At 44.2% G+C, this 23,751-nt stretch carries 20 protein-coding genes; 4 read left to right on the top strand and 16 right to left on the bottom strand.

The window, feature by feature from the left end; genetic code table 11:
* Nucleotides 1-124: 124 nt before the first annotated feature.
* Nucleotides 125-1,882, bottom strand: coding sequence for a diguanylate cyclase domain-containing protein (locus ABTV07_RS02510; RefSeq protein ID WP_433747064.1), 1,758 nt, complete (start codon nt 1,880-1,882; stop codon nt 125-127).
* Between the two features lie 204 nt (nt 1,883-2,086).
* Here ABTV07_RS02510 and ABTV07_RS02505 point away from each other — a divergent pair, with 204 nt between their 5' ends.
* Entirely contained in the window at nt 2,087-3,007 is a 921-nt protein-coding gene (locus tag ABTV07_RS02505) for a glycerophosphodiester phosphodiesterase (RefSeq protein WP_433751067.1), read from the top strand.
* Between the two features lie 46 nt (nt 3,008-3,053).
* Here ABTV07_RS02505 and ABTV07_RS02500 read toward each other — a convergent pair whose 3' ends face one another.
* On the bottom strand, nt 3,054-3,473 hold the full coding sequence (locus ABTV07_RS02500) for a MarR family winged helix-turn-helix transcriptional regulator (protein ID WP_433747061.1): 420 nt from the start codon (nt 3,471-3,473) through the stop codon (nt 3,054-3,056).
* Between the two features lie 174 nt (nt 3,474-3,647).
* Between ABTV07_RS02500 and ABTV07_RS02495 the strand changes: the two genes are divergently transcribed.
* From ABTV07_RS02495 to ABTV07_RS02485, 3 genes are all read left to right on the top strand, one after another.
* Nucleotides 3,648-4,070 carry an organic hydroperoxide resistance protein gene (locus ABTV07_RS02495; protein ID WP_433747058.1) on the top strand — a complete coding sequence of 141 codons (423 nt, stop codon included), beginning with the start codon at nt 3,648-3,650 and terminating at the stop codon, nt 4,068-4,070.
* 259 nt (nt 4,071-4,329) lie between these two features.
* Nucleotides 4,330-5,511, top strand: coding sequence for a NupC/NupG family nucleoside CNT transporter (locus ABTV07_RS02490; RefSeq protein WP_433747055.1), 1,182 nt, complete (start codon nt 4,330-4,332; stop codon nt 5,509-5,511).
* A gap of 251 nt (nt 5,512-5,762) precedes the next feature.
* The gene (locus ABTV07_RS02485; RefSeq protein ID WP_433747052.1) at nt 5,763-6,392 is read left to right on the top strand and encodes an AmiS/UreI family transporter; all 630 of its coding nucleotides are present in this window, start codon (nt 5,763-5,765) and stop codon (nt 6,390-6,392) included.
* Nucleotides 6,393-6,467: 75 nt separating this feature from the next.
* Here ABTV07_RS02485 and ABTV07_RS02480 read toward each other — a convergent pair whose 3' ends face one another.
* From ABTV07_RS02480 to ABTV07_RS02415, 14 genes are all read right to left on the bottom strand, one after another.
* Nucleotides 6,468-7,577, bottom strand: a complete 1,110-nt coding sequence (locus tag ABTV07_RS02480) for an AbrB family transcriptional regulator (protein WP_433747049.1) — start codon at nt 7,575-7,577, stop codon at nt 6,468-6,470.
* A 443-nt stretch (nt 7,578-8,020) separates the two neighbouring features.
* Nucleotides 8,021-9,010 (bottom strand): Gfo/Idh/MocA family protein, encoded by a 990-nt coding sequence (locus ABTV07_RS02475; RefSeq protein WP_433747046.1) that lies wholly within the window; start codon nt 9,008-9,010, stop codon nt 8,021-8,023.
* A gap of 30 nt (nt 9,011-9,040) precedes the next feature.
* Nucleotides 9,041-9,952: an SGNH/GDSL hydrolase family protein gene (locus tag ABTV07_RS02470; protein WP_433747043.1), complete on the bottom strand. Its 912-nt coding sequence runs from the start codon at nt 9,950-9,952 to the stop codon at nt 9,041-9,043.
* Between the two features lie 283 nt (nt 9,953-10,235).
* Entirely contained in the window at nt 10,236-11,642 is a 1,407-nt protein-coding gene (locus tag ABTV07_RS02465) for an alanine/glycine:cation symporter family protein (RefSeq protein ID WP_433751064.1), read from the bottom strand.
* Nucleotides 11,643-11,871: 229 nt separating this feature from the next.
* A complete protein-coding gene (locus tag ABTV07_RS02460; protein WP_433747040.1) occupies nt 11,872-12,291 on the bottom strand; it encodes a hypothetical protein in 420 nt (139 codons plus the stop codon).
* Between the two features lie 173 nt (nt 12,292-12,464).
* Nucleotides 12,465-14,288: an ABC transporter ATP-binding protein gene (locus ABTV07_RS02455; protein WP_433747037.1), complete on the bottom strand. Its 1,824-nt coding sequence runs from the start codon at nt 14,286-14,288 to the stop codon at nt 12,465-12,467.
* Nucleotides 14,272-16,011 (bottom strand): ABC transporter ATP-binding protein, encoded by a 1,740-nt coding sequence (locus tag ABTV07_RS02450; RefSeq protein WP_433747034.1) that lies wholly within the window; start codon nt 16,009-16,011, stop codon nt 14,272-14,274. The genes ABTV07_RS02455 and ABTV07_RS02450 overlap by 17 nt, the downstream gene beginning before the upstream one ends.
* A gap of 193 nt (nt 16,012-16,204) precedes the next feature.
* The gene (locus ABTV07_RS02445; RefSeq protein ID WP_433747032.1) at nt 16,205-16,645 is read right to left on the bottom strand and encodes a threonine/serine exporter family protein; all 441 of its coding nucleotides are present in this window, start codon (nt 16,643-16,645) and stop codon (nt 16,205-16,207) included.
* 201 nt (nt 16,646-16,846) lie between these two features.
* Entirely contained in the window at nt 16,847-17,602 is a 756-nt protein-coding gene (locus ABTV07_RS02440; RefSeq protein WP_433747029.1) for a threonine/serine exporter family protein, read from the bottom strand.
* 417 nt (nt 17,603-18,019) lie between these two features.
* Nucleotides 18,020-18,175 (bottom strand): hypothetical protein, encoded by a 156-nt coding sequence (locus ABTV07_RS02435; protein ID WP_433747026.1) that lies wholly within the window; start codon nt 18,173-18,175, stop codon nt 18,020-18,022.
* A 52-nt stretch (nt 18,176-18,227) separates the two neighbouring features.
* Nucleotides 18,228-20,240 carry a YhgE/Pip family protein gene (locus tag ABTV07_RS02430; RefSeq protein ID WP_433747024.1) on the bottom strand — a complete coding sequence of 671 codons (2,013 nt, stop codon included), beginning with the start codon at nt 20,238-20,240 and terminating at the stop codon, nt 18,228-18,230.
* Nucleotides 20,241-20,346: 106 nt separating this feature from the next.
* Entirely contained in the window at nt 20,347-20,793 is a 447-nt protein-coding gene (locus tag ABTV07_RS02425; RefSeq protein WP_433747021.1) for a MarR family winged helix-turn-helix transcriptional regulator, read from the bottom strand.
* 55 nt (nt 20,794-20,848) lie between these two features.
* Complete coding sequence (locus ABTV07_RS02420; protein WP_433747018.1) at nt 20,849-22,081, bottom strand: molybdopterin-dependent oxidoreductase; 1,233 nt, start codon at nt 22,079-22,081, stop codon at nt 20,849-20,851.
* A gap of 338 nt (nt 22,082-22,419) precedes the next feature.
* Nucleotides 22,420-23,670 carry an ATP-binding protein gene (locus ABTV07_RS02415; RefSeq protein ID WP_433747016.1) on the bottom strand — a complete coding sequence of 417 codons (1,251 nt, stop codon included), beginning with the start codon at nt 23,668-23,670 and terminating at the stop codon, nt 22,420-22,422.
* Between the last annotated feature and the right edge of the window lie 81 nt (nt 23,671-23,751).

Below are 23,751 nucleotides of genomic sequence, written 5' to 3'. Positions count from 1 at the left end.
TTATGATCAAAATATCCATTGAATTCAACAAATAGTTAAAACCATTATAACTTGAATTTGGACAAAAATGAAAAGCCACAAAAAAAGAAAGGATGGGATTCCCTTTCTTCCAGTGTTTTTAAATCTAATTATTAACTCCTGTATAACTTACAACTTTGTTCTTCCCTGTTCTTTTCGCTTCATAAAGAGCTTGATCGGAATGGTCAATCAATTCATTATAGACAGAGTCCGCACTTGGGAAAACGGTGCTGACTCCGAGACTTGCTGTCACCACTCCTGTTAAAGAATATTGATGAGGTATCGACAAGCCCTCTATTTCTTTTCTGATTTCCTCGGCCATCAGCAAAGCGAATTCAATGGTTCTCTCAGGGAGGACGATGCACATCTCTTCTCCCCCATAACGTGCAGCAAGTCCATGGAACTCAGCTGCATGAGCAAGTACCTTTCCTATCTTCATCAGGCATTGGTCCCCTTCCAAATGCCCATAGGTGTCATTGAACCCTTTAAAGTTATCCAAGTCCAGAAGAATAAAAGAAATCGGCTGTTCATTTTTAAAGCATTCCTGCCATTTCTCTTCTAGATATTGGTCAAGGTAGCGTCTATTGGCAAGACCGGTCATTGCATCGATCAAGGACATTTCCTTCAACACCAAGTTCGCTTCATTCAGTTTTCGTTCAGATTCTTTTTGCAGAGTGATGTCTTTTAAGATTCCAAATGCTCCCGTCACTTCTCCTTCAATGATGATGGGAATGGTCGTAATCTGAACATTAATCCGCGAGCCATCTTTATGGAGGGCGACAGATTCATAGTTCTGCGGCTTTCCGGTCAAGGCCTGTTCAAAATGATAAGCACTTGCTTCCTTGTACTCAGGAACAATGAAATTGCCACCATTTTGATGAAGGTATTCTTCTTTCGAGTAGCCGAGCAGCTTACTGCAAGCCTCATTGACGCTGACTAGCTGCCGTTCTTTATTCATGGAATAAACAGCATCGGAATTATGCATAAAAAGCGATTGATACCGCTGCTGCTGTTCCGCAAGCAAGGCATAAAGCCGATTCATCTCATATAAAAAGATGCTCAGTATCACGCTGGCAGAAATAAAACTGTTGACTCTTGCAAAATACCATCCCAGCGAATAGCGGCTCCCTGCAATCAGTGTCACCGTTACATCAATAAAAAAGACAAATACAGCGAGGGTGAGCCAAACGTCCAGGATTGTTTTCATTTTCCCCTGTTTTAAAAGTCCGATGACCGCTAAAAGCAGCATGAGCCAAATCACCGGACCGATTCCCGACGTTATTATCGAATTGTACCCATTATCATGAATTATTTTTGGGAGAGCATCATGGAACTGCGTAAACAATACAGTCATCACAATGACAAGGGAAACAACTGCGGCAATTGTAAGAACCCCTGTCAACTTTCTATTTCTCACTGAAATTGCGATATTTTTATATTTTAGCGCCATTAAGAAAAACAAGATCCCAATCGGGAAGCCGCCGTGCCATGACACCCAGAACCAGACGGCTGTCTGTTTGCCTGCGCCCAGAAGCCCTGTCTCCGAGAATACATGCGGGAATGTCAGGATGTGCGGGATCGTAATCAGGCCGCTGTAAAAGAATGTCCCTGCCAGCACGAGCAGCGGCAAAGACCCTGAAACCCTGTACTGTCGATAAAAGAGGTAGCCTGTCACACAATCAATGAACGCTACAAGGGCGATGAATGACGGCAAAAACGGCTTGATTTCAACAAGCTGTCTGCTCAAGAACGGGAGTGCAGCAAGGGTCAGCAGAAGCATGAATGCGCCAAACCCATAGGCCGTCTTCCTTTGGGCTGAGCTGGCTTTTATAGTGAAAAAATTAGGCAATCTGGGCTTATCCATGAAAGAACCTCATCTCTAAGAACTTATTGATACTATGATAATGTTACAAGATTGAACTTATAGTAAAGCTGGCGTGAAGGCAGGCTAAAGGTTTATAAAGAAGCCGTGACATCTCTATCCATCAATTCTTCCCTCTCGTATACTGATAGAGAAATAGATTGCAAAATGAGGAGGAGAAAGTGGATGAAGAAAAAATTCAGCAAAATGTTAATCGGCGGTTTGGCACTCCTTATGGCATCCGGAATCGGTACGGGTTATGCTTCTGCAAAAGAAGGGCACGATAAATTCCTGATCATCGGCCACCGCGGGGTAAGCGGATTGGCTCCCGAGCATACCTTCCCTTCCTATGACTTGGTCAAAAAGCAAAAAGGCGACTATATCGAGATCGATATCCAAATGACAAAAGACGGCAAACTGGTTGCCATGCATGATACTTCCGTTGACCGTACGACAGACGGCACTGGCGAAGTACGTGATAAGACGCTTGAAGAGATCAAGCAGCTTGATGCAGGAAGCTGGTTCAACAAAAAATATCCTGAATATGCAAAACCGGAATACAACGGTCTAAAGGTTCCTACTTTGGAAGAAATATTCCAACGCTATGGACGCGACGCTCATTATTATATCGAAACAAAATCCCCGGATGTTTATCCTGGAATGGAAGAAAAACTATTAAACTTGCTAAAAGAATATAAACTTACAGGGCAGAATGAAAAATCCAGCCATGTCATCATTCAATCCTTCAGCAAGGACAGCCTGGTAAAAGTTCATAAATTGAACCCTACTATTCCTTTGGTGCAGCTTCTCTGGTATGAAAAAGATGCGAACGGCCAGTATGCAGAGGATACAGGGCTTACATCCACACCTTCTGACCTGAAAGATTCTGAGCTTGTTGAAATCAGCAAATATGCAAAAGGAATCGGAATGAATTATTCAGATGACGGACAAGTATTCCTTGATAAATCTTTCGTTCAAAAAGCACGTAATCACGGCCTATGGGTTCACCCTTATACAGTCAATTCCGAACAAGATATGAAGATGCTCCTTGATTGGGGAGTGACTGGAATGTTCACAAATTTCTCCGGAAAACTCTATAGCATCTACAAGCAATATCAACACCAATGACCAGCTTCGGCCTCATTAATATGGGGCCGATTTTTTATTTTCGATCCTAGCGGAGCAATTTCAACAAAATCCCATTCAAATGCTTTAATTCTTCTTCGCTTACGGAGAGCTCCTTCAGCAGCATATCTGGGATGCATTCTGCTTTTTTCTGCATCTCTTTTGCCTTTTCGGTCAAAGATATAATGACGCTTCGCTCGTCTTCAGGAAACCTATTACGCTCAATCAGCCCATTCTGCTCCATTCTTTTCAGCATCGGAGTAAGTGTTCCTGAATCCAGATAAAGCCTGCTTCCCAAGTTTTTCACAGAAACAGCGTTCGTTTCCCATAATACGAGCAAAACCAAATACTGAGGATAGGTGATATCCAGTTCCTTCAATATTGGCCTGTATATTTTATTTACTTCCCTCTCTGCTGCATAAAGCTTAAAGCAGATCTGGTTTTCAAGTTTTAATTGTTGATTATTCATGTTTGTCCTACTTTCCAGGTGGTATGAATTAGTATGGATATTTTAATAATAGTAAATTCCGTCCAAACAAGTCAATTGTGCAAAACTAAATTTTTGACAATCAAAAAGGATTGAAGTATTATTATTTTGTAAAATTAAATTGTACACAATTAATTATTAAAGGAGAGATCGACAATGGAAAAAGCACTTTATACAGCTAAAGCAACAGCAGAAGGCGGCCGCAGCGGGAAAGTATCCTCCAGCGACGGCACCCTTGACCTGAACCTATCCATGCCAAAATCACTCGGAGGAAAAGAAGAAGCTGGCGCAACAAATCCAGAACAGCTATTTGCAGCAGGCTATTCCGCATGCTTTGACAGTGCCCTCCATCTTGTAGCCCAAAAAGAACGAAAGAAAATCGAATCCAAAGTGACAGCTGAAGTCAGCATTGGAAAAGATGGCGAAAGCTTTGGACTTGCCGTCAAATTAAATGTCGGCATCAACGGAGTAACTCAAGAAGAAGCAGACGACCTTGTAGAAAAAGCGCATCAAGTGTGCCCATATTCAAAAGCAACACGCGGCAATATCGACGTTCAGCTATCAGCCGAATTAATGTAAACCTTTAAACTACTTGCACTGCCGGCCGCTTCTTCTCGGCCGGCATTTTCCTTGATCTATCCATTCAAATCCCCTCACACTCCTGTAAATAATTCCTATTCAACATTTTCTATTGATTTATGAAACTACTTTGTATTATAGTATTCATTGTCAGAGGTCAGACATCATACGTATGTATATTTTTACCACATTTGAAAGCGTATACAAATAACGCTTTCAATAAATACTAAAATCTTAGCAACAGTAAAGAGGTGGCATAATGAATTATTTAATTTCTGTCATAGGGTTGATCATTGTCCTTGCACTTGCATTTCTAGTGAGCAGCGATCGGAAGCATATCAAAATCAAGCCGATCATTCTCATGATTGTCATTCAAGTCGCATTGGCTGCACTCCTATTAAACACTAAATTCGGCCTTGTATTGATCAAAGGCTTTGCAGCTGGATTCACAAAATTACTGGATTATGCAAACGATGGGATTTCCTTCGTATTCGGAGGAATTGCCAACGACGGACAAGCTCCTTTCTTCTTGAGCGTTCTTCTTCCAATCGTTTTCATTTCCGTTTTGATTGGTATCTTCCAACACTTTAAGATCCTCCCTCTTATCATGAGAGGCATCGGGATTCTATTAAGCAAAGTCAATGGAATGGGTAAACTTGAATCTTATAACGCTGTAGCTTCTGCCATTGTCGGACAATCAGAAGTATTCATCACAGTGAAAAAGCAGCTTGGACAACTTCCAAAACAGCGTCTATACACACTTTGCGCTTCTGCTATGTCAACTGTTTCCATGTCCATTGTCGGTGCTTATATGACAATGATTGAACCGAAATATGTTGTGACGGCACTTGTCATCAACTTGTTTGGCGGATTCATCATTTCTTCCATTATCAACCCTTATACTGTTGATCCGGATCAGGATATATTGGTTATCCAAGAAGAAGAAAAGCAATCATTCTTCGAAATGCTTGGCGAATACATCATGGACGGTTTCAAAGTAGCCATCATCGTCGGCGCCATGCTGATTGGTTTCGTTGCCTTGATTGCAGGAATCAACGACGTATTCGACATGATCTTCGGAATCACATTCCAGCAGATCCTTGGCTACATCTTTGCACCGGTTGCCTTCATCATGAGCATCCCGGCTTCAGAAGTTGTATCTGCAGGTGGAATCATGGCAACTAAACTTGTAACGAACGAATTCGTTGCAATGATGGATCTTTCCAAGGTTGCAGACAAATTCAGCCCGCGTACACTTGGAATCATTTCTGTCTTCCTTGTATCTTTCGCTAACTTCTCTTCTATCGGCATCATTGCCGGAGCTGTTAAAGGTTTGAACGAAAGACAAGGGAATGTTGTTGCCCGCTTCGGATTGAAACTTTTATATGGTGCAACACTTGTCAGCATTTTGTCCGCTATCATCGTAAGTTTTGTTCTTTAATATATAGTTGTTCCCTCTCCATGCCGCTGGTGTGGGGAGGTCTTTATTTTTGGCTCTTTTCTTAAAGTTTGCTGCAAGTTGCAATGAGAGCAGGATAGTCTTTTCAATCAAAATATTTTTTCAGCTGGAAAAGAGCCTGAATACTTTATTGCAACGCGCCAACCAGCTATTCTCGCGTTAAAATCGGCAGTAAGATTTTAACAACAATTTTTACGAAAACAGCCTTATTTTTTTTGAGGAGGATTCTTTTTATGGCAATTGTCGGTTTGCTTTTATCAGGAGCTGTCCTGTTTTTGAATAGTTTATTGCTTTTAGGGAAAGCAGAAGGAAAAAGCGTTGCCGTCCTTAACTTGATCGTAGGTGCTCTTCAAGTAGCTTCCCCTTTCTATCTTGTCATCACTTCCGATCAGTCCAATTGGGCTTTATACAGCAACGGCGCCATTTTCTTATTCGGATTGACCTATTTATATTTTGGATTTACTGTCTACAAAAATTTGAATGGCACTGGCCTAGGGTGGTTTTCGATATGGGTTTCCATCGTTGCCCTGGTCTACGCCATCGTCTACTTTGCCCACTTCCATGATGCCATCAATACCGTTACATGGTTTATGTGGTCTTATCTATGGTTCTTGTTCTTCTTATTGAACACGACAGACAAGAAGCTTGATGTCTATATCGGGAAAGTGGCATTCGTTCAATCCTGGGTGACTTTGACCATCCCTGCCCTGCTATCCTTAACAGGAGTAGCAGCAAACCCTGCTGTCAAAGCGATTTGGCTCTGGATGTGCATCGCGTCCCTTCTTTACTTCGCATTCATCACAGCATCGCTTCTTCTTTCCAATAAAAAAGAAGGTACCAAAACCAAACCTGTGATGGATTAAGTACCTGGATGAAAAAACAGCTTGAGGAAAATTCCTCAAGCTGTTTTTTATTCGACAAAAATCGGGGCGTGCCTGTCACCCCAGCGAACGTTCCTTTCGCGTCTGCCTCGTAAATAGCCATTTCAAGACTGGCGGCACAATGAAAAGGATAAAGAAAATCCTGAATATCTGATATCCGGTAATGATGGAGAGATTGGCATGCAGTTCTTTGGCAATCAGTCCCATCTGATCCATTCCCCCTGGTGCTACGCTCAAAAAGCTTGTTACTGCTGACAAATGATGAGCGTACTCCATTACAAAACTCAATCCCCAGCAAAAGGATGTAAGGATCACTCCGTTCAATAACGCAAATCCGACCATCTTATATTTATTGGGGAACTGGCTGGTTTTCAGCATTAGCCCGAAATAGCCGCCGATCAATATTTGAGAAATATTAATAACCAAGTTAGGGAGCTGTGGCCCTTTTAATCCTGAAATGCTTATGATGGCAGTCGCAAGGATCGGTCCAAGCAAGAATGGCGTCGGCAGCTTGATTTTCTTGCCAAGCAGTGCAAGCAGGGATGCTGCGGCCAAGAACACCAGGATATTCGGAAACAAGTCGGCCCATTGGACCGTTTGCACCGCGGCTTTGATGCCAGTAGATCCTCCTGCCTCCCCGGTTGAATAAAGCGGACTGAACAGCAAGAATGGAACTAGGAAGATAATGCAGATCAGCCGGGAAACCTGAATGAGGGTCACAACCGTCAAATCGATACCCTTGATTTCCTCCCCAAGGGTCACCATTTGGGAAAGCCCGCCCGGGATGCTTCCTGTCAATGTGGTCTTATAATCGACCCCCGACCATTTAGAGAAAAACCAGGCCATCAAGGCACTGAATAATAAAATGATCAAAGTCGTCAGGAGCATCGAAGGCAGCTGATGACTGATTTCGATTAATGTATTTTTAGTGATTGAAAGGCCAAGTAAATACCCTACAATGATTAAACCGATGTTCCTTAGCTGCACAGGCCAATACAGTTTGATCATCTTAAATCGTGAGGCAATAAGACCTGAAGCCATCGGCCCCAGCAGCCACGGGATCGGCGCATGGAAGGAGAAAAAGATCGCTCCTCCAATGAGGGATAACAGCAGTGTCCAGCCAAACCTTACCCACAAACTCTCTTTCCAATCTGTTGTATATTTCATACGAACCCTTCTTTTCAATTAATCATCCTTCTTTATACTAGTGAAATTCATTGGATTCTACAAGAGATTTATTTCGGTTCCCTAAATATAAGGTGTTTGTAAAAGGTGCCTGTGAAAGGTGCCTGTCACCCCCCGACTTTTGTCGAATGATGTGGAGATGTTCTTGGAATTTTTGTGATTATATGCTGCTGGCGCATAAGCAGGTGATTTTGGCGCATAAACGGCTTTGGCCGGCGCATAACAGAGTTTTTTAGCGCATAGAACAGGAATTTCGGCGCATAAGCGAGTATTTTTGGCGCATAAAGGCTGCAACTGCGAAGAATTCACTATAAATCCATATACTTTTCCTTCGTTATTCCATGAAGACTCCAAAAATTTGCTGGAATTTTAGTGTTAATAGCCCCTAAATAGAAAAAGCAGCCCGTTTTCGGCTGCTTTTCACATCATTTTTTGTCAGCATCGAATACAATGCCGCTTTTTTCCCTGGCTGTCTCTGTGATTTTAAGAACGAGCCTGCTGAGGTCTTTCAATTCAGCATATTTTGCTTGATCGTTATTTTCAATGATGGCGGTGATTTCTTCGATTTCATAGATCATATCGTTTTCATTTTGATTGACAGTCAGATTTTCTTTGTTCATGAAGTGATGCTCAATAAATTCAATTGAGGTAATCGGCGCAGAATAATCAAGGATGAACGTCCCTTTTTCTCCATGGATTTCGTTTGGTGCGTACGATTGGGCAATTTTCGAGCAAAGGATCGTGCAGACGAACCCTTCGTAGACGAGCACCAATGTACCGCTTCCGTCGATACCGTTTGATAATAGTACAGGGTGATACGAGATTTCCTTCGGCTCACCGAACAATCCTGCAGCAAGGAAAATCGGATAGACGCCAAGGTCCACCAATGCTCCTCCAGAGAAAGAAGGGTTGAAGATGTTCGGTACTTCCCCTTCCAGGAATAAATCGTAGCGGGAAGAATACTTCACATAGTGCAAATTCGCGCTTCTGATAGCCCCGGCTTTAGAAAGATTCTCCTTCAGCTTTTTAAAATTCGGCGAGTGGATATTGCGAATGGCTTCCAGGATAAAAACGCCATTTTCCTCTGCCACTTGAAAGACCTCTTCAAGCTCAGCACTATTTGAAAAAATAGGCTTCTCGCAGATGACATGCTTTTTATTTTGCAGGAAAAGCTTCGCCTGCTGATAATGCATGGAGTTAGGCGATGCAATATAAACCGCATCGATGTGGCTGCTTTTTGCCATTTCCTCTAAATCTGTAAATATGTATTCTGCTCCGAACTCATCTGCAAAGTCCTTCGCTTTGGCTTGATCCCGCGAATATACGCTTGTCAGTTTTAATTGGTTTCCTCTTTTTGATGCATCAATGAATTTTGTTGTAATGGAACTTGTACCGATTGTACCGAAATTTAGCATGGTGCATTCCTTCTTTCATGATGTGTTTTTTTATTGATATACCCTTTCTTGGGTCGTCCGTGCAGCAGCCGGTTCATGTTGCTGCTCTGATTGAACTGAAGCAGGCTGCATTATAGCTTTTTTCTTTTCTATAAAATCCGATAATGGCACTGGCGCAGGGAGGTTATCCAATACGTGAGCCGGCAATTCTTTTCCCGGAGTAAAGATAGATAGAAATGCATTCGCCATGGCCAAGTATCCTTTTGGAGTTGGATGGACATCTTCCGGATTCGGCACCAGCTCTTTCGCGTCGAGTCCAAATCCCTGTGAAACAGGAACAAAGACGGCTCCGTGCTCTTCCGCTGTTTTCTGAAGGATGTCATTAAGAATGTCGAGTTCCTCTCCGATTCCTTTTTTATGGCTGTTCAATATATGTGGATAGGGAAAATAATAGCCCATCACTGCGAGTTTTGCCCTCGGATTCAGCTGGCGGATCAGTTTTAAGATCTTTCCTTCATTCAGGCGAACCTGATTCAGGGCAAAATTTGCTTGCAGCTGTTCATAGCTGACAGTTAAATGACCGGGATCGCTCTTGACGACTTGCAGCAAGTCATTGGCACCTGCAGAGATGGTGATGATATCTGCACGGGAAACTGCGAGCTGCACTTGTTTTTGCTGCAGCAAATCAAGCACCTGCCCTGTCGTATATCCAGGAATGGCAAAGTCCTTAGAAAAGCCCCCAATACGGCCGTCACTTTTCAATGCAAGGGCTATCATATCCGCATAGCCCGGGCCGACCCCATCATAAGGCGTCATCCCCGCTGCCAGCGAATCGCCTAAAGCCAAATAGGTTTCCTGAGCTCCATAGGCCTTCTTTGCGTCGGTACCATCAAAGAGCGTGAAAAGGTTGAATAATGTAATCAAAACAATCACGGCAGCCGTTCTTTGTATGTATTTATTCAAGCGCTCATTCATCTCCTTGAGCTATAATAAAAATACTCATTCAAATTATACATTCCCTTTTTGCTTAATTCCAATTTTAACAGAAAAGCGCAAGCGCCTTGTTCAGCCCCGACCAGCGTAAGACGGAACTCGAAGGAAATCCTGATTTCCGTAGAGGTACGGCTTATGACCTCGAGGGGCTAGGCGATGGAGCTGGACAGCACTTCACTCTGATTATTTATACTTTCTTTTCTTAAATAAAACAGCAGCACCCTTTAAGGATGCTGCTGTTCCTGATGCTGCATTATGAGACTCTCTCATCTTCCACTTTGTATTCTGTTTCCCAATACTCAGCGTTTTTGATTCCGAGCTTCTTAGAATTGAATACTGGATCGAGCCCCTGTTTCTTTTGCTGCTCGTAATCCTTCAAAGCTTTCATCGCCGGCTTATAAAGGATGACAATAGCAATCATATTCAGCCAGACCATGATGCCCAGTCCGATGTCCCCCAATGCCCATGCGAGCTTGGCTGTCTTGACAGCCCCATAGAAAGTAGCAGCCAAAAGGACAAATTTCAAAACAAGAGTGGCCCATTTATTGTTCTTGCCGCCAAAGAGATAGGCAACATTTGTTTCTGCAATATAGTAATAAGCCATGATGGTCGTGAATGCAAAGAAGAATAATGCAACGGCGACCATCCCAGCGCCAAATCCAGGAATGACGCTTTCAATCGCTGCCTGAGTATACCCTGGGCCCGCTTCTACACCCGGCAGGTTTTGGACAATGAACGATTTATCTTCTGCCTGCGTGTTGTACATGCCTGTAAAAAGAATCATAAAGGCTGTAGCCGAACAAACCAACAGTGTATCGATATAGACGGAGAATGCCTGTACGAGTCCCTGTTTGGCTGGGTGGGATACTTCTGCAGCTGCTGCCGCATGTGGACCGGTTCCCTGTCCCGCTTCATTTGAATAGATCCCCCGTTTTACTCCCCAAGAGATCGCCATACCGATAATTCCCCCGAAAGCCTGGTCAGCTCCAAAGGCGCTTTTGAAAATAAGGGCGATGACGCCGGGAAGTGCAGTGATATTCATAGCAACAATAACTAAGGATACTAATACGTAGCCTACCGCCATGAAAGGAACAACGTATTGCGCAACATTGGCAATCCGTTTGATACCACCAAAAATAATAACCGCCAATAAGATGACTAGTCCAATACCTGTGATTGTTGGACTGATACCAAACGCATTATCAAGGCCGATGGCAATCGAATTGGATTGAACACCCGGCATCAGCAGACTCATCGCCACAACTGCTGCGATTGAAAAAAGTACTGCATACCACTTGATCCCTATCCCTTTTTCAATATAATAGGCTGGACCGCCGCGGTATTGCCCGTCCAGTTTTACTTTGTAAATTTGGGCAAGCGTCGATTCCACAAAGGCACTCCCCGCTCCGATGAAGGCAATGGCCCACATCCAAAACACAGCACCCGGACCACCAAAAGCGATCGCAGTCGCAGTACCGGCAATATTCCCAGTCCCTACTCGTCCAGAAAGAGCAACGGCCAAGGCCTGAAATGAGGAGACACCAGCTTCAGAGCTTTTCCCCTGGAACATCAGCATGACCATATCCTTAATGTGCCTTACTTGCAGAAAGCGGGTCATTAATGAAAAAACAAGACCAATTCCAAGGCACAAATAGATCATTGGCGAGCTCCAGAGCCACCCGCTTAAATTGTTAATGAATGTTTCCAAATGATTTCCCCCTTTTAATAACTGAAAATTTATTATATTTTAAATTATACATAAAATGTTCACATTTTGTAGCTTAATTTTTTTCCAAACTGTAAAATGGTTCTATTTTCCTTTCGTTACAGACAAAAAAAAGGACCGCCCTGACCATTTAAATCTTGGTCTGCACCAGTCCTTTTTGATTTTAGTAGTTTTGCATATATCCCATTTGGCTTCCGTACCACGGATTTTGTCCTCCGTGCCATTGGCTCTGCCCTGGAACTCCCCATTGTCCGCCGGGCTGTGCCCATTGGCCTTGATGGCCCCACTGACCCTGTTGTTGACCCCATCCCCATGGCGAAGCCCCTTGATGCTGATGCCAGGGCTGCTGTTGATGCCATTGATGATGTTGAGTCGGATTATGGCTGCCCCAATGATCGTTTGATTCCTGCCATGGTCCATGATGGCACCACTTCCCTCCATGCATTCCCCAATGATCATGCATTTTCCATGAACTTGGCGCTAATGGAGCATACTGGCTTTGGCCACCCCAGCTTCCACCCTGGCCAGCAGGCATTCTGTCGTCAAAAAAATAAGGCTGATCCCAATCGAAAAATGAGTTCATATCCAATTTCCTCCCCATCGCTTTTATAAAGACTTTACAACATATGAAAAATGCTTGGGCGGGGTGCAAGTGCATAGGAATGTTTGATTGAATAAAAAGAGACCATCCTCTCAATCTCGAGAAAATGGTCCCTCTTAAAATATGATATTCACTTATAGGAGAAGCGTGTTCTTTCACATCGCCCCATTTTGAAGCTGGTTCTGGAACAGTTCGGCATAGAAGCCCTTTTGATTCAGCAATTCGTGGTGAGAGCCCCTTTCGATGATCCGTCCATCGGAAAGGACGAAGATCTGGTCGGCTTTCTGTATGGTATTCAAGCGGTGGGCAATGACTACGCTCGTCCTGCCCTTCATCAGTCGCTGCAGTGCTTCCTGGATTTTCACTTCCGTAATGGTGTCGATGCTGCTTGTCGCCTCATCCAAAATAAGGAGTGTCGGATCAGCAAGCAGCGCCCGTGCAATGGAGAGCAGCTGCTTCTGCCCCTGGCTGATTCCGCTGCCGTCCTGCTTCAATACGGTATTGTATTTTTGCGGAAGCTTCATGATGAAGGAATGTGCATTTGCCAGTTTTGCCGATTCTATGACCTCCTCGTCGCATGCATCGAGTTTGCCATATCGAATATTCTCCATGATTGTCCCTTCAAACAGGAACGAATCCTGAAGGACAAACCCCATGTTTTCACGCAGGGAAGCACGCGTCATGGTGTGGATTTCATGCCCATCAATCATTATCTGTCCGCTGTCGGCTTGATAAAAACGGGACAAGAGATTGATGATCGTCGTTTTTCCGGCTCCGGTAGGTCCGACAAATGCAACTGTCTCTCCAGGGGAAACATGGAAGTTGATATTTTGGACTGTTTTATTTCCTTTTTCATAGGAGAATGATACATCCTTGAAAGCAATTTCCCCTTTTTTGATAGGGTGATAGGAAGCATCTCCTTCGTCGGATTCCTCTTCTTCCTCATCAAGGATTTCAAAAACACGTTCAGCCCCTGCTACTGCTGATAGCAATGTATTGAACTGATTGGCCAGATCATTGAGCGGTCTTGTAAACTGCCTTGCGTATTCTGCGAACACAACAATGGCCCCGATCGAGATGCTTCCCTTCAAGGCAAAGATTCCACCGATGCCGGCAATGATGGCAAAACTGAGGTTGTTCAGCATGTTCATCAGCTTCGGAATAAATCCGGAGTATGTCTGAGCCCAGTAGCCTGACTTCTTCAGCTTCTCATTCTTCACCATGAAGTCGGCAATCATTTTCTTTTCCTGTGAAAACGTCTTGACGATCCGCTGGCCGGAGATGGTCTCTTCAATGAATCCATTCAATTCACCAAGATTTCGCTGCTGTTCTTTGAAAAGCTTCCCGGTCCTGTTGGTGATCCACTTCATTCCAAGCACCATCAACGGGACGATGATCAATGTGCAAAGCGTCAACAGCGGGCTTATCCAAAGCATGACGATGATGGTCCCTGCCAAAGTCAACACACTCGAAAATACTTGGATGACGGAGCTGTTCAATGTTTGGCTGACATTCTCGATGTCATTCGTGACGCGGCTCATAAGCTCCCCATGCTGCCGTTTATCAAAGAATGGGATCGGAAGTTCATGCAAATGCCGGAATAGCTGCTTCCTCATGGTATTGACCGTTTTTTGAGCAATTCCGATCATCCAGTAGTTTTGGTACCAAACAGCTATGGAATAAAAAACATAGACGAGCAATAGACCGGTAAGAAGCAGCGATAAACCTTCCATTTTCTTCGGAACGATATTATGGTCAATGATTTTTCCTATTAAATAGGGTCCAAGCAAGCCAAGGACCGAACTTGCAACGACCATTAAAAGGACTAAAGCCAGAAGGCCTTTATTATCTGCCAGATAGCTCCAGATCCTGAATACGGTGGTTTTCCAATCCTTTAGCTTCACTTTATTTTTAGGGAACCCATGGGGATGCCCGCGTCTTACTGCGCCGCCCGTGGGCTGATTAGGAGGTCTGGACATTCTTCAAGCTCTCCTCTCCAAACTGAGATGCAAAAATTTGCTGGTACAAACGGGATGATTCTATTAATTCATCATGCGTCCCTTTTCCGATCACTTTGCCGTCTTCCAAAAGGAGGATGATATCGGATTGAAGGGCCGTACTGATTTTTTGCGTAATGATCAAGGTGGTGCAGGAATAGTTTTTCAGCGCCTTGAGCAGGTTTGCTTCCGTTTTTAAATCAAGTGCGCTCGTACTGTCATCAAGCATCAGGATCTTCGGCTTTCTGACAAGGGCTCGGGCAATGGATAGGCGCTGCTTCTGTCCACCTGATAAATTCACGCCGCGCTGGCCCAATACCGTGTCATATTGGTTCGGAAGCTTCATGATTGTGTCATGGATCTGGGCATCCTTTGCGGCGTTGATGATTTCTTCTTCCCCTGCGTTTTCTTTCCCCCAGGCAATGTTATCAGCCACTGTGCCAGAAAAAAGCAACGCTTCCTGCGGTACGAATCCGATTTGCTTGCGCAGTTCTTCAATCTTCATTTTTTCCACACACCTGCCATCAATGAGAACGGTCCCGCCAGTTGTATCATACAACCGCGGTACAAGTTGAAAGAGCGATGATTTCCCCGATCCGGTCGATCCAAGGATGGCCATCCTCTGTCCTGCGTCGACAGTGAAAGTAATATCCTCCAATACTTCCTCATCTGTACCCGGGTATTTAAAGAAGACATGGTCAAATTCAATTTTGCCCGCGGTAATGGCTGATGACTCATGCAATTCATCCGATTCAGTCAGATCGATTTCTGTTTCCATGACTTCCTTGATCCTGTGTGTAGAAGCCTGGGCACGGGAGAAGTTCATGATGATGAACGTGAACATGGAGATCGCAGCTGAAACCCTCGTCGCATAGTTGACTACAGCCACAACATCCCCTGCAGATGCACTGCCTGATTCGATCCCTCTTCCGCCCAGCCACAATATGAGGATGATGCTGACATTCATGACCAGCACAAGCACCGGAAGGGTTACTTCGATCAATCGATAGGCATAAATCGTTTTATCCCTTAATTCTTCATTTGCACCTGTGAACCGATTGACTTCATGCTTCTTTTTCAAAAAAGCACGGATCAAGCGGATGCCGATCAGATTTTCCCTCATCACAAGGTTTACATGGTCAAGCCTTTGCTGAACGCCCCTGAATAACGCGCCTGCTTTTCGCATCATCCAAATAAGGAAAAACGTCAGGGCCGGGATGACAATTACCAGGATCAACGCGAGTTTCACATTGACCGTCAATGCCATTATGGCTCCTCCCAGTACGAGAAGGGGTGCTCTCATCATGATCCTTAGACTCGCAAACACGGTTTGCTGCAGCTGTGTCACATCATTGGTCATCCTCGTTATGAGCGAAGATGTCGGAAACCGGTTAAAGTTTGCAAAGGAAAACGCCTGAATCTTCGAAAACACACTTTGACGGATATCATAGCCGAAACTCTGGCTGACATGGCTTGAGAAAAAGGAGTTCGTGATCCCGGAAAGAAAGCCGAAAAGCGAGAGCCCAACCATGACTCCCCCCCATTTAAAGATGATCGGAAAATCTTTCTGAAGGATGCCTTCATCGATGATTTTTGCCATGAATATCGGATGCCAAAGCTCAGCAACCAGTTCCAGAAGCATGAATAAAATAGCGAAACCGGCAGAAATCCGGTAAGGTTTTATATATGTCCTGATTTTAAACATGTCATTTCCCCCACGCATATGTATGAACCTCCTCTCCTCACAAAAGGAACTGAAGTCACTAAATATCTCGAATTAAAACTTTCAGTTAAACTAATCAACATCTTTCTTCATCATATACTTTTTTGATTACTTTGAGAATTCATTTATATGAAATTTTGCAGAAAAAAGAAGCCTGCCGGCTGCTGGCAGAGCTTCATCTTTTGACGCCTAATTTTGATTTTCTGATAATCTGGTTGATCACTTCCGAGAAGACCAAACCCATTGCGATCGAACCTGAGACCATGAACGCCCTGGCTGCCAGGTTGATGGCTGAATTGTAGTCGTTCTCGACAAAGTTCCTCATCGCGTCATAGGCCATACCGCCAGGGACAAGGGGTATGATGCCGCCGACGGTGAAAATGATAATCGGGGTTTTATACAGTTTGGCAAAGAATTGGCTGATGACAGCGACAATAAACGATGCCAGGACAGTGGCGAGAACCATTTCCATGCCAGCGTCCGTCAATAGGATATAGCTGATCCAGCCGATCATCCCGACGATCCCGCATTTCAGGATCGACTCTTTTGGCACATTAAATAAGATTCCGAATCCAGCAGAAGAAATAAAACTTGTTATCAGCTGTTCAACGAGCATAGTTCGATCGCTCCTTTTAAGGCTCTTTTCTTTTTATAATTTGCTGATATAGATAGTAAAATCAATTTGTTTAAGCAAATTTTCAAGTTGAAGATAACGAGAAAAGAGCTTGGATACTATGTTACATCGCACAAAATAGCTTTTTTTACGTTAAAATCGGCAGTAAGATTTTAACATCAATCTTTACGAAAACTATCTGCCTTATAAGAAAGTCAAGACGACTGCAATTCCTGAACCGATGGCAAATGCCGTCAGAAATGCTTCCGCCCCTTTTGAAAGTCCAGACAGAAGGTGACCTGCCATCAGATCACGGACCGCATTCGTAATCAAAAGACCGGGTACGAGGGGCATGACCGAACCGATGATGATTTTATCCAACTCATATCCGGCACCTGTGTCTACAAAGAAATATGATAAAAGGCCAATAATGATCGATGCTAAAAATTCAGCAAAGAACTTAATCGGGACAAGTTTGTGGAAATACACCAAGGCAAAAAATCCGATCCCCCCTGCAAGCATAGCAGCCAGAAAATCATGCCAAACTCCTTGAAACATAATCAGAAAACAGCCGCTTGAAATGGAAGCCGCCATTATTTGCGTAAAAAATGAAAAGGACAGATTAGCCTTTTCAACATCTTTCAAAAGCTCATAGGCATCATCCAAGCTGACATCCCCGCCGCTTATTTTCCGTGAGATCCGGTTCACCATCGTGACCTTTTTCAAGTCTGTCGTCCGATCGGAAATCCGGATAAGCTTCGTCTTTGTCGGTTCAGATGTTTCGATGGAAAAAATGATCCCAGTTGGCGTCACAAAGCTGTGTGATTGAGATATGCCATAGGATGCAGCAATCCTCATCATCGTATCCTCGACACGATACGTTTCAGCACCGCTCTCGAGCAAGATCTTTCCGGCCAGAAGACAGACTTCCATAATGTCATATTTTATCTGTTGTTCCATTCACATCTCTCCATCATGTCGTTCATTATCTTAACAGTTTAAAACATTCAAATCGTGATGTCTATGAGGTGCCTGTCACGCCCCGATTTTTGTCGGATAATATGGTGTTGGGTGACAGGCACTCCCCGGATTTTGTCGGATAACGTCGAGTGCAAGTAGTTTTTATGGGCACGGATTGGCCACTCGCGCATAAATGGGTTGGTTTGGCGCATAAAGCATGCTGACCGGCGCATAGCAGCCAGGGTTTCGCGCATAAGCCATGAGAGTTGGCGCATAGACCGTCAGTTCTCGCGCATAGACCATCTGAAAGACTGAAATCCAATATGATTTCTCATGTTTTCACCCTCATTTTTACTCATAAAGGAACATTCTTCCCTATTTTCAGCCTCATTTTGTCCATTCAGCTCACTTGGAGGCTCATTTCTTCCCCATTCTGTCCATCCAGCCCACTTGAAGAGTCATTTCGCCACCGCGCAGGCTCAATTTTGCCCTCATCCTCTTCCTCTTTGCTCTCCTGCACCACCATTTGTTCATTTCACCATCTCCACCATCTAATTTTCGCCCATGCTCCATTAAACAAGCCACATAAAAAGGGGTACAGACATAGTCCATACCCCTTTACTAATTATGCTGCCAGCTGTTCGGCTGAACTATTCTCTTTTTTCCTGTTTGCAATCAGGATCATCACCAATGCAATAACCAGGAACGCGGCGATGTATAGGACAAGGATGCCGATATCGTTCCAATATCGTGTCCAGTCGCCTGTTGAGATAACACTGCGGAATGCCTGGACTGCATAGGTCATCGGCAGGAATTTCCCCATTTCCCTGATCGCGTCAGGTGCGAGCTGGATAGGGAATGTTCCGCCTGAGGACGCCAGTTGAGTGACAAGCAGCGTAATGGCTGCGAATTTCCCAAGAGGCCCGATCATCGACACGAACATTAATATGAGTGTTGCAAAGATAAACGATGTCAACAGACTCAACAAGATGAAGCGAGGGAGGTCGATGACATGAATATCAAAGCCGTACAATATGACAGCATCTACGATGATGGTCTGCAGGATGCTGATGGAGAGATACAGTGATAATTTATTGACGAAGTGCGTCCAGCCGGAATGGCCAAACTTGGATCTCCGGTCGAACGGAATGACGTTGGCTGCCAAGAGCCCTCCGACAAACAATCCAAGCGTCAAGAAGTACGGCACCATAGCCGTTCCGTAGTTCGGCACCTTGTTCATCTGTGATTCAACGAGCTGGACAGGGCGTGAGAACATATTGACCATGGCATCGTTTGATTTGATAGCAGATGATTTATCCGCAGCTTCAGTCAATTTAATAGAAAGCTGTCCGCTGCCATCCTTCAGCTTATTGATTCCATCTTCAAGTTTTCCGGATGATTGATCGAGCTTCTGGGCACCATTGTCTGCCTTTTGGACTCCGTCAGCAAATACCGAGAAGCCGCCAGACCATTTTTCCATGCCGGCATTTAATTGGCCGGCACCATCAGAAATTTTGGATGCTCCTGCTGATGCTTCAGCCAGCTTTTCACTGATGGTTTTAGCACCGCCCGCAACTTGCTGCTGGCCTGCTTTTAATTTTTCTATTCCATTTGCCTGTGCCGTCTGCTCTGCATTTGCTTTGGCTAGATTTTGAGAGATTGACTGGCTGGCACTGAGCATTTCTTTCATTTTAGGATCATCCGCAAGGTCTGGATGATCTTTTGCAAACTGCTGCATTTGTTCTGCAAGGTTTTTGGAATCATCCGCTGATTGGCTCACATCTTGTGATGATGCTTTTGCCAATGAACTTACTTGATCCAATCCGCTTTGGACAGATGATGCACCGGCTGCCAATTGACTGCTGCCGTCCTTAAGCTGTCCTAAGCCTGATGCAAGACTTGCCGCTCCGCCGTTTAGCTTCTGCATGTTTTGAGCGAGCTCCCTGCTGCCGCTTTCCAGTGGCTTCAAGCCTGCTGCGAGTTTGGAAGTTCCATTTGCCAAGCTGTGGACACCATCGGTATAGGTTCCGAATCCGGAATTCAGCTTTCCGGCCCCGTCTTCCAGCTTCTTAGCACCATCAGATGCCTTGGCAAAACCTTGAGAAAGTTCTTCCAGGCTTGAAAACACACTTTTCGTGTAGGACTTTGTGATTTCATCCCCTACGCTGTCCCTTAATTTCGAAACGGCTGTAGACCCGATTTGCCCTGCAATGAAGTTGTTTCCCTGATTCGTTTTGTAAATCAAATGTGCGGGTTCCGGATTCTTTTCCATCAAGGTGGTCACCTTTTTGGAGAAATCCTTTGGAATGACGACCTTCATATAGTACTTGCCGTCTTTCAGTCCCTTTTCACCTTTTTGATCGGATACAAAACGGAAGTCCAGCGAGCGGCTTTTTTTCAATTCATCCGTCAAGTCTTTGCCGGCATGAAGCTTCTCGCCATCGAGCACAGCTCCTTGATCCATATTGACCACTGCTACCGGAAGACGATCAAGCCTTCCATAAGGATTCCAGTATCCCGCCAGGAACATTCCTGCATATAACAGCGGCATACAAAGGAGAATTGCTATTCCGATCATTCTTTTTTTATTTGTAAGGATATGCTTCCAATCTTGGAGGAAAAGCTTAAATCCTTTCATATTTCAAAATCACTCCGATCCAAACTTATACTTGTATGGTACAACGTTGTATTATACAACCTTTCACCTAAAATTCAAGCACCGTTTTGAAAAAGGTGTGATTTGGTTATTTAGATCGTTTATATTTGACGACTGTCTGATTAAATTTTTCAAGGAGCACCGCAAATGTTTCACAATCATCCAATTCCCACTCTTTCAGCAAATGCGTGTAAAATTCACGGCGCTGCTCCCTTACTTCAGTTAATTGAGTCTGGCCTTCCTTCGTGATGGAAAGAAGGTTGATGCGTGCATCCGCAGGGTCCGATTTGCGCTCGACGTATTTTTTTGATTCCAATGCGGCCGTTTGCCGGCTCAATGTGGAGAGGTCCAGCTGAAAAGCTTCAGATAAAGCTTTGATGCCCATCGGACCATTTTCTTCTAAATGGAGGAGGAGCAAATAAGTCGACCGCTCCATTTCATTGTATTTAAGGTTGGCAATCCTTGTTGCCTCAGCCCGCCGAACAAACATGGCGAGTTCTCGTTCAAGAAAAGAAAATGTTTCTTTTGACTCCATATCCGTTACCTCATTTCTTACGATCATCACTTCCAGAATACCATATTTCTGTAAGCTATATGGATTTGACCCACGCATCCTTTGAGTAGCCTCTCTCTTCCCAGTATCCAGTATGGCTGTGGGAAATGACTTCGATGCGGTTCAGCCATTTTACGGATTTATAGGCGTACATTTTTGGCACAATCAAACGTACCGGACCACCATTCTTCTGGTCGATCAGCTTGCCATCGATCAAGACAGCAACCATTGCATCTTCCATCATAGCTTGTTTGATGGTTAGTGTATCTGTATAGACCCCATCTGCTGAGTAAAACTTCACATACTTGGCTCCTTCTTTTATTCCTGACTGTTCAAGGATTTTCTTCAAAGGGATGCCTTCCCATGTTACATCATATACGCTCCATCCTGTGACACAGTGAAAATCACTCACTTGTACATCCCGATGCAGCTTAACGAATTCCTCCCAGTTATATGATTGTTTTGTCTTAACGAGCCCATCAACTGTAAACCGGAAATTATCATTGGTGATCTTGGGGATTTCCGTCACGGTATAATATCTGAACTCACCCCTTCTTCCGCCTCCGACCGGCGGAGAGGAGCTCGCATTCGGGGAAGGGAGCGGCTTCAGATCATTGCCCCCTTGTAAGGCAGAGCCTCCGCCTGACGCTGCAGGCATGAATGACTTGAACCATTTTGATATGACCGGAAGGAATGCCAGAAAAATGATAGCCGCACTAGTCATCCTTAAGAACGACCTTCTTGTATAAACAGGATTCCTATCATCTATTTCAATCGGCTCCTGCTTCGACGGCACATTCTGCTTCTTCTCAAGCTTCTTGAACCACTTGCTTCGGGTGACGCTATGATAAAGAACATACGGGACACCAAACCACGTTGCAAAATCATGGATGAATAAAGCAGCTGTACTGACTTGCGGCGGGAATTGCCTATGAAAGGTTAAAAATACCCCTGAAACGATCAACAACAATAAGATGGACAAAACCAGGTAAAGATTGTACCGGTTTTGCTTTCTTTTTCTGAGAGTGTTTAAGTGCTTGGCCATTTTCGGCAAATAGTAGAGAAGCGGCAGGCAAAGGACGAAGCCGATCCAAATATGGACATCCCTCACCATCACCCGGACAGCGGGAAAAAGGGAACGGAAAGATGTTGAAAATAATATGAAGCCTGACAAAGTCAGAACAAAAAATAAAATGGCATTTGAATGGTGAAGTCGTGCAAGCCGCTTTCCAAAATTTAAATTCCTTTGAAAAAAGAGTTTCACATTCATGCTGTTCCCTTCCTTCCCATTTGGATCTTGATAATGACTTTATTGTACCACCACTCTCTCATCCATCAGGAACGATAATGCTCCCAAATACGAAAAAAGCCCAAAATACTGTTTTGGGCTTTTTTAAAGATAAGAAAGTATAAAAAATTCAGAGTGTGGGCTGACCAAGGCGGTTCCGCTTTTCTTGATCCAGCTACACCGCCTAGCCCCTCGAGTCATAAGCCGCTCCTCTACGGAAATCAGGATTTCCTTCGAGTTCCGTCTTATGCTGGTCGGGGCTGACCAAGGCGGTTCCGCTTTTCTAATTTAATCAAACGTTTGATTAAATTTAAAAATGACTATGTATCAAGCGGGATGGTGATGACGAAGCGGGTCCCTTTCCCTTGTTCGCTTTCCACATGGATCTTGCCTTTCATTGCTTCGATTACACTAAACACAACCATCATTCCGAGGCCTGTTCCTTTTTGATCCTTTGTTGTGAAGTAGGGTTCGCCGAGGCGCCTCATCTGTTCTTCCGTCATCCCGCATCCAGTATCCTGTATTTCGATGATGGCCAATTGTTCGGAGGAGCCGATGGTAATGGTCAATTTCCCTCCATTGGGCATCGCTTCAATCGAGTTTTTCAAAAGATTCAAGATACATTGCTGAAACAGGGATTGGTCACCAGTGATAGGTACAGACTTCAGCCTTTGATCGAGTCTGACACTGTTCATATTGGCGAGTGGTCTGAGGATAGAAATGACTTTTTCTGTCTGCTCTTTCAGATCCATGGTTTCCATTCGTTCATGAGTCGGCTTGGCAAAAGTGAGGTAATCCCGGACGATTCCTTCTGCCCTATTTAATTCATCCAGCGCAAGTTTGATATATTCCAAATTCTTTTGATCCTTCTCACTTCCCTGAAGCAGCTGGAGGAATCCCTTTGTAGTAGTCATGGGATTTCGGATTTCATGTGAAATGCTTGCAGCAAGGTGGCTGACAACCTCCAGTTTTTCGGAACGCAGAACTTTTGCCCGCATGTAGCGCGCACTGCGGATTGCTTCCAGCAAATAAACGACTGCTCCCATCCCCACGACTTCCATCGAGGTGCTTGCAAAAATATGCTCCTGGTAATGATAATTATTAAAAAACAACGGAAATAAGAGATAGCTTACCACGGAGTGAAGGATTGAAATCAGTACAGACGCAATGATTTTGTGGCGAATGCTCAGAGTATTATATTTTCGAGAAAATAGAATGGTTAAAACAAAGATAATGGCGCAAATGATGAGGGTCATATAAATTCCCTGTCCCCCGAAAACTGCTCTGTACAGCACCGTGAATGCGATGAGGAGTGCGCTGATGGCTGGACCTCCGTAAAAACTCCCAATCAGAAGGGGAATAAAACGCAAGTCGTAGATGATGCCGTGTTCAAATCTGGCAGGGAAGGAAATACAAAGCACTATCGAGATAAAGGCGAAAAGGAAATAGCGTCTTTTTAACTTCTTTTCGTCTACATAAAATTGATTGCGGTCTCCCGATAGCTGAAAAACAAAAAGTGTCGCTAATATATAAAATAAATTGGGCAGAAGCTGAGTAAAGAATACTGGCATAAAACCCCACACTTTTCCTATGATTTCCTTTTATTATAGCGATTCATTCAAATGATTGCGATAGTAATATTATGCTATATT

The sequence above is a fragment of the Falsibacillus pallidus genome (assembly GCF_050990905.1).
GTDB classification, from domain to species: Bacteria; Bacillota; Bacilli; order Bacillales; family DSM-25281; genus Falsibacillus; species Falsibacillus pallidus_A.
Note: the sequence above shows the minus strand (reverse complement) of the source record. Positions and strands in the feature narration are given on the sequence as shown.

Bases quoted from the DNA above. Each gene is read 5' to 3' on its own strand.
- ABTV07_RS02510 (WP_433747064.1), bottom strand. From the start codon at position 1,882: ATGGATAAGCCCAGATTGCCTAATTTTTTCACTATAAAAGCCAGCTCA.
- ABTV07_RS02505 (WP_433751067.1), top strand. From the start codon at position 2,087: ATGTTAATCGGCGGTTTGGCACTCCTTATGGCATCCGGAATCGGTACG.
- ABTV07_RS02500 (WP_433747061.1), bottom strand. From the start codon at position 3,473: ATGAATAATCAACAATTAAAACTTGAAAACCAGATCTGCTTTAAGCTT.
- ABTV07_RS02495 (WP_433747058.1), top strand. From the start codon at position 3,648: ATGGAAAAAGCACTTTATACAGCTAAAGCAACAGCAGAAGGCGGCCGC.
- ABTV07_RS02490 (WP_433747055.1), top strand. From the start codon at position 4,330: ATGAATTATTTAATTTCTGTCATAGGGTTGATCATTGTCCTTGCACTT.
- ABTV07_RS02485 (WP_433747052.1), top strand. From the start codon at position 5,763: ATGGCAATTGTCGGTTTGCTTTTATCAGGAGCTGTCCTGTTTTTGAAT.
- ABTV07_RS02480 (WP_433747049.1), bottom strand. From the start codon at position 7,577: ATGAAATATACAACAGATTGGAAAGAGAGTTTGTGGGTAAGGTTTGGC.
- ABTV07_RS02475 (WP_433747046.1), bottom strand. From the start codon at position 9,010: ATGCTAAATTTCGGTACAATCGGTACAAGTTCCATTACAACAAAATTC.
- ABTV07_RS02465 (WP_433751064.1), bottom strand. From the start codon at position 11,642: ATGATCTATTTGTGCCTTGGAATTGGTCTTGTTTTTTCATTAATGACC.
- ABTV07_RS02460 (WP_433747040.1), bottom strand. From the start codon at position 12,291: ATGAACTCATTTTTCGATTGGGATCAGCCTTATTTTTTTGACGACAGA.
- ABTV07_RS02455 (WP_433747037.1), bottom strand. From the start codon at position 14,288: ATGTCCAGACCTCCTAATCAGCCCACGGGCGGCGCAGTAAGACGCGGG.
- ABTV07_RS02450 (WP_433747034.1), bottom strand. From the start codon at position 16,011: ATGTTTAAAATCAGGACATATATAAAACCTTACCGGATTTCTGCCGGT.
- ABTV07_RS02445 (WP_433747032.1), bottom strand. From the start codon at position 16,645: ATGCTCGTTGAACAGCTGATAACAAGTTTTATTTCTTCTGCTGGATTC.
- ABTV07_RS02440 (WP_433747029.1), bottom strand. From the start codon at position 17,602: ATGGAACAACAGATAAAATATGACATTATGGAAGTCTGTCTTCTGGCC.
- ABTV07_RS02435 (WP_433747026.1), bottom strand. From the start codon at position 18,175: ATGGAGCATGGGCGAAAATTAGATGGTGGAGATGGTGAAATGAACAAA.
- ABTV07_RS02430 (WP_433747024.1), bottom strand. From the start codon at position 20,240: ATGAAAGGATTTAAGCTTTTCCTCCAAGATTGGAAGCATATCCTTACA.
- ABTV07_RS02425 (WP_433747021.1), bottom strand. From the start codon at position 20,793: ATGGAGTCAAAAGAAACATTTTCTTTTCTTGAACGAGAACTCGCCATG.
- ABTV07_RS02420 (WP_433747018.1), bottom strand. From the start codon at position 22,081: ATGAATGTGAAACTCTTTTTTCAAAGGAATTTAAATTTTGGAAAGCGG.
- ABTV07_RS02415 (WP_433747016.1), bottom strand. From the start codon at position 23,670: ATGCCAGTATTCTTTACTCAGCTTCTGCCCAATTTATTTTATATATTA.